The sequence below is a fragment of the Kitasatospora sp. NPDC091335 genome (assembly GCF_044757205.1).
Taxonomy (GTDB): Bacteria; Actinomycetota; Actinomycetes; order Streptomycetales; family Streptomycetaceae; genus Kitasatospora.
This window is the reverse complement of record NZ_JBIVUM010000004.1, coordinates 429,519-446,347: the sequence shown is the minus strand read 5'-3', so window position 1 is coordinate 446,347 and position 16,829 is coordinate 429,519. Positions and strand designations below refer to the sequence as shown.

The 16,829-nt window shown below is 72.1% G+C and carries 16 protein-coding genes; 8 read left to right on the top strand and 8 right to left on the bottom strand.

The genetic code is table 11. From position 1 onward, the window contains the following. Window positions 1-44: 44 nt before the first annotated feature. Complete coding sequence (locus ACIQOW_RS13430) at window positions 45-578, bottom strand: hypothetical protein (RefSeq protein ID WP_401083614.1); 534 nt, start codon at window positions 576-578, stop codon at window positions 45-47. Between ACIQOW_RS13430 and ACIQOW_RS13425 the strand changes: the two genes are divergently transcribed. After that, window positions 571-1,353, top strand: a complete 783-nt coding sequence (locus ACIQOW_RS13425) for a hypothetical protein (protein ID WP_401083612.1) — start codon at window positions 571-573, stop codon at window positions 1,351-1,353. The two genes, ACIQOW_RS13430 and ACIQOW_RS13425, sit on opposite strands and share 8 nt — an antisense overlap. 148 nt (window positions 1,354-1,501) lie before the next feature. On the opposite strand, the gene ACIQOW_RS13420 is transcribed toward ACIQOW_RS13425, so the two are convergent. The 3 genes from ACIQOW_RS13420 to ACIQOW_RS13410 all read right to left on the bottom strand — a co-directional run bounded on the left by ACIQOW_RS13420 (window position 1,502) and on the right by ACIQOW_RS13410 (window position 4,734). Further along, the gene (locus tag ACIQOW_RS13420) at window positions 1,502-2,194 is read right to left on the bottom strand and encodes a DUF6114 domain-containing protein (protein WP_401083610.1); all 693 of its coding nucleotides are present in this window, start codon (window positions 2,192-2,194) and stop codon (window positions 1,502-1,504) included. Window positions 2,195-2,319: 125 nt separating this feature from the next. Further along, entirely contained in the window at window positions 2,320-2,991 is a 672-nt protein-coding gene (locus tag ACIQOW_RS13415; protein WP_401083608.1) for a DUF6230 family protein, read from the bottom strand. Window positions 2,992-3,741: 750 nt separating this feature from the next. Beyond that, window positions 3,742-4,734: a tetratricopeptide repeat protein gene (locus ACIQOW_RS13410; RefSeq protein WP_401083606.1), complete on the bottom strand. Its 993-nt coding sequence runs from the start codon at window positions 4,732-4,734 to the stop codon at window positions 3,742-3,744. Between the two features lie 493 nt (window positions 4,735-5,227). Here ACIQOW_RS13410 and ACIQOW_RS13405 point away from each other — a divergent pair, with 493 nt between their 5' ends. Beyond that, window positions 5,228-5,848 carry a TetR/AcrR family transcriptional regulator gene (locus ACIQOW_RS13405; RefSeq protein ID WP_401083762.1) on the top strand — a complete coding sequence of 207 codons (621 nt, stop codon included), beginning with the start codon at window positions 5,228-5,230 and terminating at the stop codon, window positions 5,846-5,848. A 60-nt stretch (window positions 5,849-5,908) separates the two neighbouring features. Here the strand turns inward: ACIQOW_RS13405 and ACIQOW_RS13400 are convergent, their stop codons facing one another. The 3 genes from ACIQOW_RS13400 to ACIQOW_RS13390 all read right to left on the bottom strand — a co-directional run bounded on the left by ACIQOW_RS13400 (window position 5,909) and on the right by ACIQOW_RS13390 (window position 8,730). Continuing rightward, entirely contained in the window at window positions 5,909-7,594 is a 1,686-nt protein-coding gene (locus tag ACIQOW_RS13400) for a methylmalonyl-CoA mutase (protein WP_401083604.1), read from the bottom strand. A gap of 180 nt (window positions 7,595-7,774) precedes the next feature. Further along, window positions 7,775-8,116, bottom strand: coding sequence for a DUF3817 domain-containing protein (locus tag ACIQOW_RS13395; protein WP_401083602.1), 342 nt, complete (start codon window positions 8,114-8,116; stop codon window positions 7,775-7,777). A 77-nt stretch (window positions 8,117-8,193) separates the two neighbouring features. Then, a complete protein-coding gene (locus ACIQOW_RS13390; RefSeq protein ID WP_401083600.1) occupies window positions 8,194-8,730 on the bottom strand; it encodes a MarR family winged helix-turn-helix transcriptional regulator in 537 nt (178 codons plus the stop codon). 498 nt (window positions 8,731-9,228) lie between these two features. Here ACIQOW_RS13390 and ACIQOW_RS13385 point away from each other — a divergent pair, with 498 nt between their 5' ends. After that, window positions 9,229-10,860: a M4 family metallopeptidase gene (locus ACIQOW_RS13385; protein ID WP_401083598.1), complete on the top strand. Its 1,632-nt coding sequence runs from the start codon at window positions 9,229-9,231 to the stop codon at window positions 10,858-10,860. A gap of 401 nt (window positions 10,861-11,261) precedes the next feature. Further along, window positions 11,262-12,887, top strand: coding sequence for a M4 family metallopeptidase (locus ACIQOW_RS13380; RefSeq protein ID WP_401083597.1), 1,626 nt, complete (start codon window positions 11,262-11,264; stop codon window positions 12,885-12,887). A gap of 138 nt (window positions 12,888-13,025) precedes the next feature. Here the strand turns inward: ACIQOW_RS13380 and ACIQOW_RS13375 are convergent, their stop codons facing one another. Then, window positions 13,026-13,337 carry a DUF3817 domain-containing protein gene (locus ACIQOW_RS13375; RefSeq protein ID WP_401083595.1) on the bottom strand — a complete coding sequence of 104 codons (312 nt, stop codon included), beginning with the start codon at window positions 13,335-13,337 and terminating at the stop codon, window positions 13,026-13,028. Between the two features lie 267 nt (window positions 13,338-13,604). Between ACIQOW_RS13375 and ACIQOW_RS13370 the strand changes: the two genes are divergently transcribed. From ACIQOW_RS13370 to ACIQOW_RS13355, 4 genes are all read left to right on the top strand, one after another. Beyond that, window positions 13,605-14,402: a DUF2127 domain-containing protein gene (locus tag ACIQOW_RS13370; RefSeq protein WP_401083593.1), complete on the top strand. Its 798-nt coding sequence runs from the start codon at window positions 13,605-13,607 to the stop codon at window positions 14,400-14,402. An 80-nt stretch (window positions 14,403-14,482) separates the two neighbouring features. Continuing rightward, the gene (locus ACIQOW_RS13365; RefSeq protein ID WP_401083592.1) at window positions 14,483-15,121 is read left to right on the top strand and encodes an AIM24 family protein; all 639 of its coding nucleotides are present in this window, start codon (window positions 14,483-14,485) and stop codon (window positions 15,119-15,121) included. Then, on the top strand, window positions 15,121-15,771 hold the full coding sequence (locus ACIQOW_RS13360) for an AIM24 family protein (RefSeq protein ID WP_188295818.1): 651 nt from the start codon (window positions 15,121-15,123) through the stop codon (window positions 15,769-15,771). The genes ACIQOW_RS13365 and ACIQOW_RS13360 overlap by 1 nt, the downstream gene beginning before the upstream one ends. Before the next feature lie 212 nt (window positions 15,772-15,983). Then, on the top strand, window positions 15,984-16,796 hold the full coding sequence (locus ACIQOW_RS13355) for an AIM24 family protein (RefSeq protein WP_401083760.1): 813 nt from the start codon (window positions 15,984-15,986) through the stop codon (window positions 16,794-16,796). The last annotated feature ends 33 nt before the right edge of the window (window positions 16,797-16,829 follow it).

Genomic DNA, 16,829 nt, shown 5'->3' with positions numbered 1-16,829 from the left:
GGTCCTCCCGAGGGAGGGCCGCCCCACGGGCGTGACGGCGTCCGCTACGCGTCGCTGTAGGGGGCGTCGTCGTTGAACAGGCGCATCCCCGGGATGTGCAGGGTGCCGCCGAACTGACCGGCCTGCTTGACCGTGACGCCGGTCAGCTCCAGGTCCAGCGGGATCGGGATGGCGCCGATCAGGTCGTACAGCCAGCGCGGCAGGGTGTCCGGGGTGAGGGTGATCTCGCCCAGGTCGATCGGGATCGGCAGGCCGAGCACCTTGGAGAGGTGGCCGGACAGCCGCTCCACGTACATGGTGACCGGGCCCTTGCGCATGGTCGAGGTCGAGCCGGGGGCGCCCTGGACGTGGAAGGTGACGCCGTTGCCCTCCAGGGTCGACATGTCGAGGTTCTCGATGTCCACGCTGTCGACCACGAACTTCAGGACGCGCTTGCTGCCGGTCGGCGTCCGCACGTCGTAGACGCCGTGGAAGGCCGCGCCGTGCAGGCCGAGCCGGCTGGTCTTCAGGGTCCAGTTCTGCTCGGGGACGACGTGGCCGGGGGCGGCCGCGCCGGCGGTCAGGCCCCGGGTGTCCACGTCGCAGTCGGGGTTCTCGGTGGGCGTGGCCGACGGGGAGCCGGAGGCACTCGCGGTGGGCGCCGCCGTGGCACCGGAGGACGGGGTCGCGGAGGACGTCGGCCCGGCACTCGCCCGGCCGCTCGGAGTGGCGGTGGGCGAGGGCTCGTCGGTGGCGGGCCCGGTCGCCGGCGGCGCGGTCTGCCGGGTGGCGTCGGCCTGGGCCTGCGACGGGGCGGACTGCGCCGGGGTGCCCGTGCGCGGGGCCGGAGCGGCCTGGCCGCCGGGCGCCGCGGGGGTGGTGGGCGCCGCGGGGGTGGTCGCCGGGACGGGGGTGGTGACCGGGGCGCCGCTCGGAGTCGGGCTCGGCGAGCCCTTCGGGTCGAACAGTCCGCCCAGGCCGCCGACGAGGTCGTCGATCAGCCCGGCCTGGGTCGCCGTGCCGGTGCCGCCGCCCTGGTGGACCGCGTTCACCGTGGCCGCGCCCCCGGTGGCCGACGGATCGACCGGCGGGGTGGGCTGCCGGGCGTGCTCGGTGGCCGGCGCCTGGGTCGGGGCCTGCGTGGGAGCCTGGGTCGGTACCTGGGTCGGTATCGAACCCGGGCCGGTCGAGGGACCGGCGGAGGGCGCGGTGGTCGGGGCCTGGCTCGGCGCGCCGGAGGGTCCGGGCGGCGGCTCGGGCAGCTCGCTCCTGGGCACCGGCGTCTCGATCGGCGCGACGTCCGGCACCGTGGCCGGCGCGGTGCCGCAGGGCTTGCCCGCCGCGGACTCGGCGACCGCCGGGTTGGGCGTGTAGGCCGCGGCCATCAGCAGCGCGGTCGGCACCGCCGCCATCGCCAGCGCGCGGCCTCTCAGCCGGATCCGTACGGGCGTGCGCGGGGCCGCGTGCCGGCCGGAGCGCTGCGCGGGAACGGTCGTACCGTCGGCTTGCTCGGCCGGCCCGGTCACCGCGCCTCCTCCTGGTCCACGGCTCCGGTCTGCTTCGGGACGGCCGCTCCGGCGGCTTCGGTGGCTTCGGAAGCGCCGCCGGTGGCAGCGGGTCCGGCGGCCTGCGGCCCACCCTGGGCGGGCAGTTCGGCGGTGGGCGCCTCGGCGGCTCCCGCCGCGACGGCCCCGGCAGGTCCGGCGGCCGGCCCGGCGGCGACGCTCTGCGCCACGGCGTTCCCGGCCGCGCCGCCCCCGGCGTCCCCGGCCCGGTGCCGACGCCCGGCCTTCGCCGCCGGCTCGGTCTCCGGCACCGGGGCCCAGGAGACCATCAGCCCGCCGCCGATCAGGCCCGGCAGCAGTGCCAGGCCGAAGCCCGCGAGGTTGGAGACCGGGATCGAGACCAGCGTCAGCAGGATGGTCGCGATGCCCGCGAAGACGCGCACCGCGGGCTGGAACCAGGCGGTCAGCCCGAGGATGATCATCAGGACCCCGATGATCATCGATCCGGCACCGGCCGTGGTGGACATCGCGATGGTCAGACCACCGAACGACAGGTGGGCGTAAGGGAAGTAGAGGATCGGGACGCCGGCGATCATGGCCAGCAGTCCGCCCCAGAAGGGCCTGGTGCGGCGGAATTCACGGAAGTGCCGCCAGAGCCACCCGACGGGGTTCTGCCGGCGGGGCCGCGTCTCGACCGTTGCGCTGGACATGGTGCAACTCCTCGACGTCGCTACGAGGGAAGAACAATGGGGGATGGGCCGGGGGCGGTGGAAGACCGCCCCCGGCCCCGTGCCGTCACTCGGGCACGCCGGTCCGGCGCACCGTCAGGCGAGGCTCAGAAGCACTCGTTGCCCTTGCCGTCACCGCTCTTGAGGGAGAGGTTCAGGCCGTTCAGCACGAACGTGCCGGCCGAGGTGGCCCGCGCGGTCTGCTGGACGCCGCTCAGGTCGGCGACCTTGGCGGACTGGGCGAACCCGGTCGCACCGGTCGGCAGGCCGGCGCCGCCGCCGCCCTTGGTGACGCCCGCGTGCGGGGTCCAGCCCTGGGTGGCCGTGCCCGAGAGGGTGGAGGCGTCCTGACCGATGTTGATGTCGGTGAAGGTCGCGTCCGCGTTCAGCTGCTCCAGGTCGATCAGCAGGTTCGTGGCCTCGACCGGCTTGTCCTTGTCCGTACCGGCGTGCAGCTGCAGGGTGATCTTGCCCATGCCGAACGCGGTCAGGTCCGTCACCACCGACTGGCACAGGTTGGTGATGGTGGCGTGGTCGAAGGCCGAGACCGCGACCGGGTGCGGCTTGCCGTTCGCCTCGATGTCGATCGAGCCGAACTGGGCGAAGTTGGTGCCGTGCAACGTGTCGGTGCTGACCTTGAACTGCTGGCCGGAAATGCTGAACGAGGCGGCGAGCGCGCTGTTGGCGATCGAGACGCCGACCATCGCGGTGGCCGCGACGCTCGGCACCATCACCAGTGCGAAGCGCTTCCAGCGGGTCTTGCCGTAGGCCTTGGACATGCGAGTCCTCCTTCTAGGACGTACATCTCCGGCTCCCCGGCGGCGCGTCCCGCGCCGGTGGGGGCCTGGGATGGGAGAGAGCTACGTCCTCGGTAGCGGAGAGCGCCTTGGGCGTCGTCGGACGCGGGAACGGCCCGCGTGCGGCGGACCTCCCGTCCCGGCACCGGACGTCCTTGCGGGACGACGGGCAGGACCGACGACATCGGCGATCACCCCCGAGCGACAACCAGCGACCGCGCAGGGCCGCGCGGCCGGTCGAAGGACAGGAACCGCCGTGGGACCGCGGATACCCCCCTGCCCTCCCTCCCGTCGGCCTGGGGCCGACGGATCACCCGGTGGGGATCCCGCGCTCCGCGTGCCGACCTGTGGCCGGAGGGTGTGGAGCCCGGGACCGGGCGTGGCCGATCGTGCTTGAATCCCGGGCGAAGCACAAGAGGTGCCTTACTGACGGGTAATGCAACATCAGGCGACGTTGATCATGGAATCCGCGCCGCCCGCACCGTGCGTGACCCTCTGGAGAAACCGTGATGGCGAAATCCGCCGGAAACACCAGCGAAACACCCGCGGGTGGTCACACATGGTGACCACCCGCGGGTGAAATCAAGATTTGGTAAACCTCTGTCCAGTTGACCGGATTGTCGCCAAATCACCAGGCGACACCGCAGGTCATCCGAGGTGCCAGCCGGCGGGCCCGAACGGGGCCCGAACCGGGCGCGGGGCCGGGCACAAGGCGAGGCACCGCCCAACGGCTCAGAACAGCACGCGCGCCAGTGCCGTACGGGCCGCGACGACCCGCGGGTCCTCCGGGCCGATCACCTCGAACAGCTCCAGCAGGCGCAGCCGGGCGGTGTCCCGGTCCTCGCCGGCCGTCCGCCCGACGGTGGCGACCAGGCGCCCGAAGGCGTCCTCGACGTGACCGCCGACCAGGTCCAGGTCAGCCGCCTGGAGCTGGATCCCGACGTCCTTCGGGTCGGCCGCGGCCGCCGCCCGGACGGCCTGGAGGTCCAGGCCCTCGATCCGCTGGAGCAGTTCGGCCTGGGCCAGGCCCAGCCTGGCCTCGGTGTTGCCCGGCTCCTCGGCCAGCACGTTCCGGTAGGCCTGGATGGCGCCGGCCAGGTCGCCGGCGTCCAGCGCGTCGTGCGCGGCGGCCAGCGCCGGGTCCTCGGGGTACTGCGGGGCGACGGCCTGGGCCTCGCCCGGAGCGGCCGCACCGCCGGCCACACCGAAGCGCTGCTCGGCGACCAGGATCAGCTGGTCCAGGATCTTGCGGATGTTCGCGGCACTCTCCGCGCCCTGGAACAGCGGCACCAGCTGACCGGCCACCACGGCCATCACGGCCGGGATGCCCTGGATGCCGAACTGCTGGGAGAGCTGCGGGTTGGCGTCCACGTCGATCTTGGCGAGCACGAAGCGGCCGGCGTACTCCTCGACCAGCCCCTCCAGGACCGGGCTCAGCTGCTTGCAGGGCCCGCACCACTCGGCCCAGAAGTCGATGACGACCGGCACCTCGGTGGAGCGCTGGACGACCTCGGTCTCGAAGGTGTCCTCGGTGACGTCGATGACGAGCTGGTACGCGGACTGGGCGGGGGCGACTCCGGCCGACTCGGCGGCGGCCGCCTGACGGGCCCGCTCGGCCCGGGCCTGCTCGGCCTTCTGGGCGGCTTCGCCGGCCGCCTTCACTGCGGCGAGGTCGACCGCACCGCGCAGGGCGGCACTGTTGAGACGCGAATTCCGTGGCTGCATGGCACCATCCTCCCCCGTCGGCGCTGCCGGCGGGCACCAACCCCGGGAAAGTCGCACCGTACGGGCCGCGCGACGCGGATTCCCGGGCGCCGCGCCCCTCCCCCGGTAGCCTGAACCGTTCGGCGCGGATCCCCACCCGCGCCCGCGCCGCCCCGTCCCACGGGATGCGGCGCCTGGTTGACACTGCTTTCGCTACGAGTCGTAGCGTAACTGGAGGCGGTGCCCCGCCCGCAAGCCCCACCGGCGGTCCGGGGACGTGACCTGCCCCACTTTCCCGTGACGCCCGGCTCCCCGAATCGGCGAACAGTCGCTACCGTTACCAGCCCCGCCCAAGTTACTTACCAGTAGAGCGCAAGGAGGCCCGGTGCCGGCCGCCCAGCCCCCAGCGATCCCGGGGTCCGCGGAGCCCGCGGAAAGCACGGAGCCCGCAGAGAGCACGGAGAGCACGGACCAGGCGCGGCCCGACCCGGCCACCGCGGCCCGGTCCCCGGTCCTGGCCCCGGAGCCCGCGGGCGCCGTCCGGGCCAAGGGCCGCCCGCGCAGCGCCGCCGCCGACCGCGCGATCCTCGACGCCACCCGCGAGACCCTGGCCGAACTCGGCTGGGGCGGGCTGACCATGGGCCACGTGGCGAGCCGCGCCGGGGTCGCCAAGACCACCCTCTACCGCCGCTGGCCGTCCAAGAACGAACTCGTGGTGGACGCCGTCGCCAGCCTCTTCGACGAGCTGGAGATGCCCGACCTGGGCAGCCTGCGGGCCGACATCGAGGCCGTGGTGGCCCAGTTCGCCGACCTGCTGGCCCGCCCGGAGACCCAGGCCGCGCTGCTCGCGCTGTTCGCCGAGGGCACCCGCGACCGGCAACTGCGCCGCCGGATCCGCGAGGCCATCGTGGACCCGCAGAAGCGGCTGGTCCGCCAGGGCCGGACGGCCGCCCAGGCGCGCGGCGAGCTGGCCGCGGACACCGACCCCGACGCGGCCCGCGAGGAGGTCGACATCATCTTCGACACCATCGCGGGCACCGTCGAGCACCGCGTCCTGGTCAGCGGCGAGCCGATCACCGCCGAGTGGACCCGCCGCTTCACCGACCTGCTGCTCGGCCCGCTCACCGCCGGCTGAGCACACGACGAGGAGCCGCCGCACGGACTCCCGCACGGCGGCTCCTCGTCGGCCACGGCCTCAGAACATCGCGTTCTCCTGGTACGTCCCCCACTCCTGCCGCAGCGCGTTGCAGATCTCGCCCAGCGTCGCCTCGGCCCGCACCGCGTCCAGCATCGGCGGGATCATCGACTCGCCCGAGCGCGCCGCCGCCAGCATGGCGTCCAGCCCGGCCCGGACGGCCGCCTCGTCCCTGGCCCCCTTGCGCTCCTTCAGCGCCCGGACCTGCTCGCGCTCGACCTCGTGGCTGACCCGCAGGATCTCCAGCTCCGGGGTGACGCTGCGCGGGTGGCAGTTGACGCCGACCACGCGCTTGTCGCCCTTCTCCACCGACTGCTGGTACTGGAAGGCCGCCTCGGCGATCTCCCCGGTGAACCAGCCCTCCTCGATGCCGCGCAGGATGCCGGAGGTGATCGGGCCGATCTCGTGGTCCTCGCTGCCCTTGTCCAGGATGCGTCGGAAGATCGCCTCGGCCTGCTGCTCGATCCGGTCGGTCAGCGCCTCGACGTACCAGGAACCGCCCAGCGGGTCGGCCACGTTGGCGACGCCGGTCTCCTCCATCAGCACCTGCTGGGTGCGCAGGGCGATCTCGGCGGCCTGCTCGGAGGGCAGCGCCAGGGTCTCGTCCAGGGCGTTGGTGTGCAGCGAGTTGGTGCCGCCGAGCACCGCGGCCAGCGCCTCGACGGCGGTGCGGACCACGTTGTTGTATGGCTGCTGCGCGGTCAGCGAGACGCCCGCGGTCTGGGTGTGGAAGCGCAGCCACTGCGCCTTGTCGGTCTTGGCGCCGAAGCGGTCGCGCATCCAGCGGGCCCAGATCCGGCGGGCGGCGCGGAACTTGGCGATCTCCTCGAAGAAGTCCAGGTGCGCGTCGAAGAAGAAGGACAGGCCGGGCGCGAAGACGTCCACGTCCAGGCCGCGGGACAGGCCCAGCTCGACGTAGCCGAAGCCGTCCGCGAGGGTGTACGCCAGCTCCTGCGCGGCCGTCGCCCCGGCCTCGCGGATGTGGTAGCCGGAGACGGACAGCGGCTTGTACGCCGGGATGCCCTGGGCGCAGTACGCCATCAGGTCGCCGATCAGGCGCAGGTGCGGCTCGGGCGCGAAGAGCCACTCCTTCTGGGCGATGTACTCCTTGAAGATGTCCGTCTGGAGGGTGCCGTTGAGCACCGCCGGGTCGACGCCCTGGCGCTCGGCGGCCACCAGGTACATGCAGAAGACCGGGACGGCCGGGCCGCTGATCGTCATCGAGGTGGTGACCTCGCCGAGCGGGATGCCGGCGAACAGCACCTCCATGTCGGCGGCCGAGTCGATGGCCACGCCGCAGTGGCCGACCTCGCCGAGCGACTTGGGGTCGTCCGAGTCGTAGCCCATCAGGGTGGGCATGTCGAAGGCGACCGAGAGGCCGCCGCCGCCCGCGTCCAGGATCATCCGGTAGCGCTCGTTGGTCTGCCGGGCGTTGCCGAAGCCGGCGAACTGCCGGATGGTCCAGGTGCGGCCCCGGTAGCCGGTCGGGTGCAGACCGCGGGTGTACGGGTACTCGCCCGGCCAGCCGATCCGCTCGAATCCCTCGTAGGCCTGCCCGGCGGGCGGGCCGTAGACCGGCTCGACCTCGTCGCCGGAGAGGGTGGTGAAGTCCGCGTCACGCGTGCGGGCCCTGTCGTACCGCTGCTGCCAGCGCTGCCGGCCGCGCTCGATCTCCTCGGCGTCCATGACCCCGAACTCCGCTCCGTACGGCCGCCACGGAGACGGGCGGCAGCTAGTAGGACGTCCTAACAATTTACTCGGACGTCCTACTACTTGTCGACGGATGACGCCCCCCGATCGGGACGGCGGAGGGCCCCTCCCCCGGGCAACGGGGAAGGGGCCCTCCGGAAAGACGTGCGGTCCGGCTCAGACGGCGGCCGGCCGGCGCTCGCCGGTGCCCGCCGCGAGCTTCTCGGCGGCCTCGCCGGCCACCTTGCGCTCGAAGACGAAGGAGAGGAACGGGATGCAGCCCGCGGCCAGGGTGAGCACCAGCCGGCCCATCGGCCACTTCAGCTTCTGCCCGAGCATGAAGGTCACCACGAAGTACCCGATGTAGAGGTAGCCGTGCAGCATCGCGACGTAGGTGGTGACGTCCTTGGCGGCGTCGAAGCCGTACTTCGCCACCATGAAGCCGCAGAACACCAGCAGTGCCACGCCGGTCGCGACGGCCAGGGCCCGGTACCAGCCCAGCAGGGGGGTCGCCTTCATGATCTTCCTCGCCTCGCTCGGCATTCTCGGCCGGTGCGCCCCGGATCCGCGCACCGCTCACACGAGGGTAGCCGCCTTCACACCGTCTCCTTCGCAGCCCCCTCGGCCGGCTCGGCGAAGTCGCCGGCCGCGACCCGCAGCGGCCTGAGCAGTTCGAACACCTGGCGGCACTGCTCGGCGTCGTACTCCTCCAGCCCGAACTCCATCGCCATCAGCTTCCGGGTGGCCTCCTCGACCACCTCGCGGCCGCGCCCGGTGATCGCGGCCAGCACGCCGCGGCCGTCCAGCGGGTTGGGGCGGCGGGCGACCAGGCCGGCCCGCTCCAGGCGGTCGACGGTGTTGGTGACGCTGGTCGGGTGGACCATGAGCCGCTCGCCGATCTTGGAGAGCGAGAGCTCGCCGGTGCGGCTGAAGGTCAGCAGCACCAGCGCCTCGTAGCGGGCGAAGGTCAGCCCGTACGGCTTGAGCACCGCGTCCACCCGGGACAGCAGGATCTGGTGGGCGCGCATGACCGAGGTGATCGCCGCCATCGAGGGGACTCCGCCCCAACGGCGGGTCCACAGCTCGTCGGCACGGGCGATCGGATCGAAGTCGAGAGCGAGGGGCTTGGCCACCCCCTTACCGTACCGGCGGAAGGGACGTGTGCTACCAGCCGTCCTGATGGTGGACAAGCGCGACACGTGGCGGGAACCCGCCAACCGGACGGCCAGGTCCATACCAGGACATTGCGCCGGTGTGAACGCCCACCAACGGGCGCCCGGTGCCCCGTGGTTGGCCCCGGATCGGGCCGGCGCCGCACCAGCAGGCCTCGGTTCGGGCGGCAACCCGCCGCACGGGCGGGCGATTCGCCCCTTTTGTCCGGTCGTTCACATTCCCCCGCTTTGGCGGGACTTGGCCAATCAATGAGCGAGACCTGTCATTTGACGTGCTTGATTGTCATGCTTTCGACCAACCCCGTACGGCAGCCACCGCCCCCACCCACCGGTGGCGAAGCCGTTCCGACCGCACGGGGAGCAGCACGTCAGCGCCCGTTCCGCCCCTCAGGTGCCGTCCCCGGCGCCCGGAACGCGGTGCGACCGCGTCCGCTCGCGGTTTCCCGGAAGGACTCGTTCGTGAAGCGAAAGCTCGCCGCAGTCGCCGTACTCTCCGCCACCACCCTGCTCACCGGTGTCGTCCAGGTCAGCACCGTTGCCGTCGCGGACCCCGCCCCGCACGCCAGGGACGGCCGGCAGCGCGCCGACCTGATAGCCCTGGCCGACGGCCAGGCCGGCAGGGTGGCGCAGACCCTGGCCCTCGGCGGCCAGGAGCGACTGGTCGCCAAGGACGCCGTGGTGGACGCCGACGGCACCCGCCACCTGCGCTACGAGCGCACCTTCGCCGGCCTCCCGGTTCTGGGCGGGGACCTGGTGGTGCACCAGAAGGCGGACGGCTCGACCGCCTCCGTGGACAAGGCCACCGGCGCGACCATCGCCCTGCCGAACCTCACCCCGCGGATCCCCGCCGACCAGGCCGCCGCCCAGGCGACCGGCGCCGTGCAGTCCACCGTGGGCATCGCCGCCGACGAGGACGAGTCCCCGCTGACCGAGGTGCGCCAGACCGGCGCCGCGAAGCTGGTGGTCTGGGCCTCCGACGGCAACCCGCGGCTGGCCTACCGCACCACCGTCGAGGGCCTGCGCGCCGACGGCACCCCGAGCAGCCAACTGCTGGTCACCGACGCCGCCACCGGCCGGGTGCTCTCCACCCACGAGCAGGTGCAGACCGCCGCCGGCACCGGCAAGGGCGTCTTCGTCGGCAGCGTCCCGCTGACCACCACCCAGAGCGGCTCGGCCTTCCAGCTGAAGGACGCCTCCCGCGGCGGCCAGTCCACCAGCGACCTCAAGGGCAAGACCTCGGGCAACGGCACCCTGTACACCGACGCGGACAACGCCTGGGGCGACGGCACCGTCTCCAACGGCCAGTCGGCCGCCGTGGACGCCCAGTTCGGCGCCGCCGCCACCTGGGACTTCTACAAGAACACCTTCGGCCGCAGCGGCATCAAGAACGACGGCGTCGGCGCCACCAGCCGGGTCCACTACGGCCGCAACTACGTCAACGCCTTCTGGAACGACAGCTGCTTCTGCATGACGTACGGCGACGGCGCGAGCAACACCCACCCGCTGACCGCGCTGGACGTGGCCGGCCACGAGATGAGCCACGGCGTCACCTCCGCCACCGCGAACCTCAACTACTCCGGCGAGTCCGGCGGCCTCAACGAGGCCACCTCGGACATCTTCGGCACGATGGTCGAGTGGTCCGCCAACCTGGCCGCCGACAAGCCGGACTACCTGATCGGCGAGCAGATCAACATCAACGGTGACGGCAAGCCGCTGCGCTACATGGACCAGCCGTCCAAGGACGGGCGCTCGGCCGACTACTGGTCGTCCTCGGTCGGCAACCTGGACGTCCACTACTCCTCCGGCGTCGCCAACCACTTCTTCTACCTGCTCGCCGAGGGCAGCGGCGCCAAGACCGTCAACGGCGTCGCGTACAACAGCCCGACCTCCAACGGCTCGGCCCTCGCCGGCATCGGCCGGGACAAGGCCGCCGCGGTCTGGTACCGCGCGCTGACCACCTACTTCACCTCCACCACCAACTACGCGGCGGCCCGCACCGGCACCCTGAAGGCCGCCGCCGACCTCTACGGCGCGAGCAGCGCCGAGTACGCGGCCGTCGCCGCGACCTGGGCCGCCGTCAACGTCGGCTGACGTACCCGGACAGCACACCCGGCGCCCGGGGCCTCCGGCGGGAGGACCCGGGCGTCCGCCGTCGCCGGCGGCTGTCAAGGCCGTCCGGCTGGCGGAGTCCCGCCAGCCGCGACGAACCCGGCGAAACCGGTCACCGGGCGGCAACCGAACCATCAGTTACCGGAGTTGGCGATTCTCCGCCAATCCCCGGAGGCGGCCTGTCCATCCCTGCCAACAATTGTCATGCTTCTGACCAAGTCCCGTCCGACCCTCCGCCGCCCCACCCAATTCCGACGGAGTGTCAGGAACCGCACGGGACCGGCACGTCCGCGCCCTACCGCCCCCAAGGTGCCAACCCCGGCGCCCCGGTACGCGGCGCACCCGCACGCACCTCGCGGGTCTCGTGGAAGGAACCCCCGCACGTGAAGCGAAAGCTGACTGTCGGAGCCGTACTCTCCGCCACCGCCCTGCTCGCCGGCGTCATCCAGATCGCCGCCGTCCCCGCCCAGGCCGCCGCCCCCTCGCCGGCGCAGCAGCAGTCCGCGCTGCTCGCGCTGGCCTCCGGGCAGAGCGCCCCGGTCGCCCAGGCCCTCGCCCTCGGCGGCCAGGAGAAGCTGGTGCCCAAGGACGTGGTGGTGGACCGGGACGGCACCCGTCACCTGCGGTACGACCGGACCTACGCGGGCCTCCCGGTGCTCGGCGGCGACCTGGTCGTCCACCAGAAGGCCGACGGCTCGGTGAAGTCCGTCGACCGGGCCTTCGCCGGACAGCTCTCGGTGCCGAGCCTGACCCCGGGCCTCGCCGCGCCCCAGGCCGCCGAGGCGGCCACCGCCGCGGTGCGGGCGACCGTCGGCATCGCCGCCGACGCGGACGAGGCCGCGCTCAGCCGGGTCGACGGCGCCGGCGCGCCCGAGCTGGTCCTCTGGGCCGCCGACGGCACCCCGCGACTGGCCCACCGCACGGTGGTCGAGGGCCAGCGCGCGGACGGCACCCCGAGCCGCCAGGAGGTGGTCACCGACGCCGCCACCGGCCAGGTGCTCGCCACCGACGAGCAGGTGCAGACCGCGACCGGCACCGGCAAGGGCGTCAACGTCGGCACCGTCACGCTGACCACCACCCAGAGCGGCAGCTCCTACCAGCTGAAGGACGCCTCCCGGGGCAACCAGTCCACCACCGACCTCAAGGGCGGCACCTCGGGCAGCGGCACGCTGTTCGCCAACACCACCAACAGCTTCGGCAACGGCCTGGCCTCCAACCGCGAATCCGCCGGCGTGGACGCCCAGTTCGGCGCGGCGGCCACCTGGGACTACTACAAGAACACCTTCGGCCGCAACGGCATCAAGAACAACGGCGTCGGCGCCTCCAGCCGGGTGCACTACAGCACCAACTACGTCAACGCGTTCTGGGACGACTCCTGCTTCTGCATGACGTACGGCGACGGCTCCGGCAACTCCCGCCCGCTGACCGCCATCGACGTCTCCGGCCACGAGATGAGCCACGGCGTCACCTCCGCCACCGCGAACCTCAACTACTCCGGCGAGTCCGGCGGCCTCAACGAGGCCACCTCGGACATCTTCGGCACCCTGGTCGAGTGGTCCGCCAACCTGCCGGCCGACCCGCCGGACTACCTGATCGGCGAGAAGCTCAACATCAACAACAACGGCACCCCGCTGCGCTACATGGACAAGCCGTCCAAGGACGGGGCCTCGGCCGACTACTGGTCCTCCACCGTCGGCAACAAGGACGTCCACTACTCCTCGGGCGTCGCCAACCACTTCTTCTTCCTGCTCGCCGAGGGCAGCGGGTCGAAGGTCATCAACGGGGTCAGCTACAACAGCCCGACCTCCAACGGCTCGACGATCACCGGCATCGGCCGGACCAAGGCGGCCGCGATCTGGTACCGCGCGCTGACCGTCTACATGACCTCCACCACCAACTACAAGGCCGCCCGCACCGCGACCCTGAAGGCCGCCACCGACCTGTACGGCGCGAGCAGCACCGAGTACAACACGGTCGCGGCCGCCTGGAGCGCGGTCAGCGTCAACTAGCGGTACCCGTCGACCGGGCGCCGGACGCCGGCCCGCCCGGCCCGAGCCACTCCCGGTAAGAAACGGCGACAGGCTGCCGCGGCCCTTTGGGAGAGGAGGCCGTGGCAGCCTGTCGACCGTCCACGCGGAAGCCGGGGATCAGGCGGTGGCGGGCTTGAGCTCGCCCCGCTCCTCCTTGGCCAGCATCCGCTCGGCGAAGAAGCCGCCGGTGGGCAGCACCGCGAGCACGAACATCAGGACGCCGCGCTTGGCGTCCCACTTCTGCGTCTGCCAGGCCTGGATCCAGAAGACCACGTACAGGATGAACAGCACGCCGTGGACCATGCCCATCACCGGGACGGCGTCGAACGAGGTGGTCCGCTTCAGCACCGAGCAGATCAGCAGCAGGATGAAGGAGACCCCTTCGGGGCCGGAGACCAGGCGCAGGCGGTGGACGGCGCTGCTGTTCACGATGGGTTCCTCAATACGTGGGGTCGGAGGCGCGGGCGAGCTTGTGAAGCGACTCACAAGCCTTCGGCCCATTATCGCCGAGCACACGCCCAGGCCCCCGGCCGGGGGTGGCCGCCGTGCCCGATCTCACAGCGCCCGCCGGCCGTGTCACAGCTGTGTGCCGGAACGCCGCCGGGCGGGACCGCCCGCCCCCGGGAGCCCCTATCCTGCTGCCCGCGCGCCCACCGATCCGGGCGCCGACGCATCGCACACGGGGGTAGTCACCGCATGTTCACACGCGACTGGGACCGCAGGACCTGCGCCAAACGCGGCCACGTCACCTACGCGCCGACCGAGCCCGGGCTGGCCTCCCGGCTGCACGCCTCGACCGCCCTCGGCGACGCCTGGCGCTGCCTGCGCTGCGGCGACTTCGCGCTGGGCGCCCCGCACGGCTCCGGCCCCGCCGACGAGGCCCCGCTGGTGCCCCGCGGCAAGGCGCTGCGGGACCTGTTCATCCTGCGCTTCCTGGCCGTCGAGCGGGTGCTGCGCGGGCTGCTGATCATCCTGGTCGCCTGGGCCGTGTGGAAGTTCTCCAACAGCCAGGACGCGGTGCACCGGGTCTTCGACGAGAACCTCACCGTCTTCAGGCCGGTCACCGACCACTTCCACTGGGACCTCGAACACGCGCCGATCGTCGAGACGATCCGCAAGACCTTCGAGTTCAGGAAGAGCACCCTGCTGATCGTCGCGGGCGCGCTGCTCGTCTACGCGGCGATCGAGATCGTCGAGGCGGTCGGCCTCTGGCTGAACAAGCGCTGGGCCGAGTACCTGACGGTGGTCGCCACCGCGGCCTTCCTCCCGCTGGAGGGCTACGAGTTGAGCCACCACGTCAGCGCGCTGAAGATCTGCACCCTGGCGCTGAACATCGCGGCGGTTCTCTGGATCATGCTCTCCAAGCGCCTGTTCGGGCTGCGCGGCGGCGTGGCCGCCTTCGAGGCGGAGCGCCACTCGGCCTCGCTGCTGGAGGTCGAACAGGCGGCCGGGGCCGTTCCGGGCCCCGGACAGGGGGCGCGCGCCCGGACCTGACCGGCGCGTTTGTCGCAGCCCGGTACCAGTTGGCCCGCGCACTCTCCCCGTACCGCCTCCACAGCGGCTAGATTGCGGCCGTGGCACAGTTCAGACTCCAGGGATCACGCGTGCTCGCCGTCGAGCTGGGCGGGGACGGCGTCAAGGCGCGACACGGTTCGATGGTCGCCTACACCGGGCAGATGGCCTTCAAGAAACTGACCGGCGGCGGGGACGGCCTGCGCGGCATGGTCACCCGACGACTGACCGGCGAGAAGATGACGGTCATGGAGGTGAAGGGACAGGGCACCTGCTACTTCGCCGACAAGGCCACCGAGATCAGCCTCGTCCGGCTGAACGGCGAGACGCTGTACGTCGAGTCGGACAACCTGCTCTGCACCGAGTCCGGCCTGCACACCGGCACCAGCTTCACCGGGCTGAACGGCATGTCCTCCGGCAACGGCCTGTTCACCACCAAGGTGGAGGGGCACGGCTGGGCGGCCCTCACCTCCAACGGCCCCGCGGTCATCCTGCGGGTCGACAAGAGCATGCCGCTGCGGGTGGACCCGGGCGCGTACGTGGCGCACACCGGCACCCTGCACCGCAGCCTGAAGTCGGGCGCGGGCTGGACCACGGTGATGGGCGAGGGCGGCGGCGAGGCCGTCCAGATCGAGTTCACCGGGGAAGGTCTGGTGTACGTGCAGCCCTCCGAGAAGATCACCATCGGGGGTGACGTCTGATGGGCTTCACGAAGATCAACGGCAAGATGGTCGAGGCCCAGGTGCTGCCCGGGCAGCGGCTGTTCAGCCAGCGCGGCGCGATGCTCGCCTACAGCGGCGAGGTCCGCTTCACGCCGAACATCACCGGCGGCCAGGGCGGCGTGATGTCGATGATCGGCCGCCGGGTGGCCAACGAGGACACCCCTCTGATGACCGTCGAGGGCCAGGGCCGGGTGATGTTCGGCCATGGCGGCCACCACGTCCACGTGATCGACCTGTTCGGCGACACCCTGTACGTCGAGGCGGACCGGCTGCTCGCCTTCGAGGGCACCCTGCGGCAGTCCACCATGTTCATGGGCTCGCAGGGCGGGGTGATGGGCATGGTCCGCGGCCAGGTCACCGGGCAGGGGCTGTTCACCACCAAGCTGGAGGGCCAGGGGTCGGTCGCGGTGATGGCCCACGGCGGCGTCTTCGAACTGCCCATCGTCCCCGGCCAGTCGGTGCACGTCGACCCGCAGGCGTACGTGGCGCACCGCGGCGACGTGCGCAACAAGCTGTCCACCGCGCTCGGCTGGCGCGACATGATCGGCCGCGGCTCGGGCGAGGCGTTCCAGCTGGAGCTGTCCGGACAGGGCGCGGTGTACGTCCAGGCGAGCGAGGAGAAGCTCTGATGTCCTACCCGCCGCAGCCCCCGTACGGCTCGCCGCACGACCAGCAGACCCAGCCCGGCTTCGCGGTCCCGCCGCCCCCGCCGAACCACGGCCCGCAGCAGGGCTATCCGCCGCCGCCCGGCGGGTACCCGCAGCAGGGCTACCCACCACCACCGCCGCCCGCCCACCAGCCCCAGCAACAGCCGTACGCCCAGGAGCAGTTCGGCGGCCCGGTGGCCCCGCTGCCGAGCGGCCACGGCGGCACCGGGCCGGTGGTGTGGGACGTCCACAGCCTGCCGGCCGGCGACAACGTCAACCCGTACGCCTTCTCGGTCGAGCTGAACGGCTCGTACTTCCTCCAGAAGGGCAAGATGGTCGCCTACTACGGCGACATCACCTTCAAGGGCGTCGGCGCCGGGGCGCTCGACCGGATGCTCGGGCAGCACTTCAACTCGCCGATGCACGCGTCGGACTGGGTGGTCGCCGAGGGCCGCGGCAAACTGCTGCTGGCCGACCGGGCGTACGACCTCAACTCGTACGACCTGGAGGACGGCAACCTGACCGTCCGCTCCGGCAACCTGCTGGCCTTCGACCCGACGCTGCGGCTCAAGCAGTCGATCATCCCCGGCTTCCTGACCCTGCTCGGCACCGGCCGCTTCGTCGCCGCCTCCAACGGCCCCGTGCACTTCGTCGAGCCGCCGCTGCGGGTGGACCCGCAGGCGCTGGTCGGCTGGGCGGACTGCCCGGCGCCGTGCCACCACTACGACCACGACTACATGCACGGGCTGATCGGCGGCCTGCGGCGGCTGACCGGCCTCGGCGGCGCCTCCGGCGAGGAGCACCAGTTCGAGTTCATCGGCGCCGGCCAGGTGCTGTTGCAGTCGAGCGAGAAGCTGCTGGCGGAGCGCTCGGTCGGACAGGTCGACGCGGAGGCGGGAGTGCCGGTCGGCGGGGTGCCGAACCAGCCGGCGACCCACGCCGGAGGGAATCCGAACGTACCGGGCCTCGGTAACCTGGGCGACCTCGGACGACGTTTCGGCCTGTAAACTCGTACAAGATTGAACTAAATCGGCTATGCT

Excerpts from the sequence above, each read along its gene's own strand:
- ACIQOW_RS13400 (WP_401083604.1), bottom strand. The coding sequence starts at position 7,594 with ATGGACGCCGAGGAGATCGAGCGCGGCCGGCAGCGCTGGCAGCAGCGG.
- ACIQOW_RS13395 (WP_401083602.1), bottom strand. The coding sequence starts at position 8,116 with ATGAAGGCGACCCCCCTGCTGGGCTGGTACCGGGCCCTGGCCGTCGCG.
- ACIQOW_RS13410 (WP_401083606.1), bottom strand. The coding sequence starts at position 4,734 with ATGCAGCCACGGAATTCGCGTCTCAACAGTGCCGCCCTGCGCGGTGCG.
- ACIQOW_RS13360 (WP_188295818.1), top strand. The coding sequence starts at position 15,121 with ATGGGCTTCACGAAGATCAACGGCAAGATGGTCGAGGCCCAGGTGCTG.
- ACIQOW_RS13370 (WP_401083593.1), top strand. The coding sequence starts at position 13,605 with ATGTTCACACGCGACTGGGACCGCAGGACCTGCGCCAAACGCGGCCAC.
- ACIQOW_RS13420 (WP_401083610.1), bottom strand. The coding sequence starts at position 2,194 with ATGTCCAGCGCAACGGTCGAGACGCGGCCCCGCCGGCAGAACCCCGTC.
- ACIQOW_RS13415 (WP_401083608.1), bottom strand. The coding sequence starts at position 2,991 with ATGTCCAAGGCCTACGGCAAGACCCGCTGGAAGCGCTTCGCACTGGTG.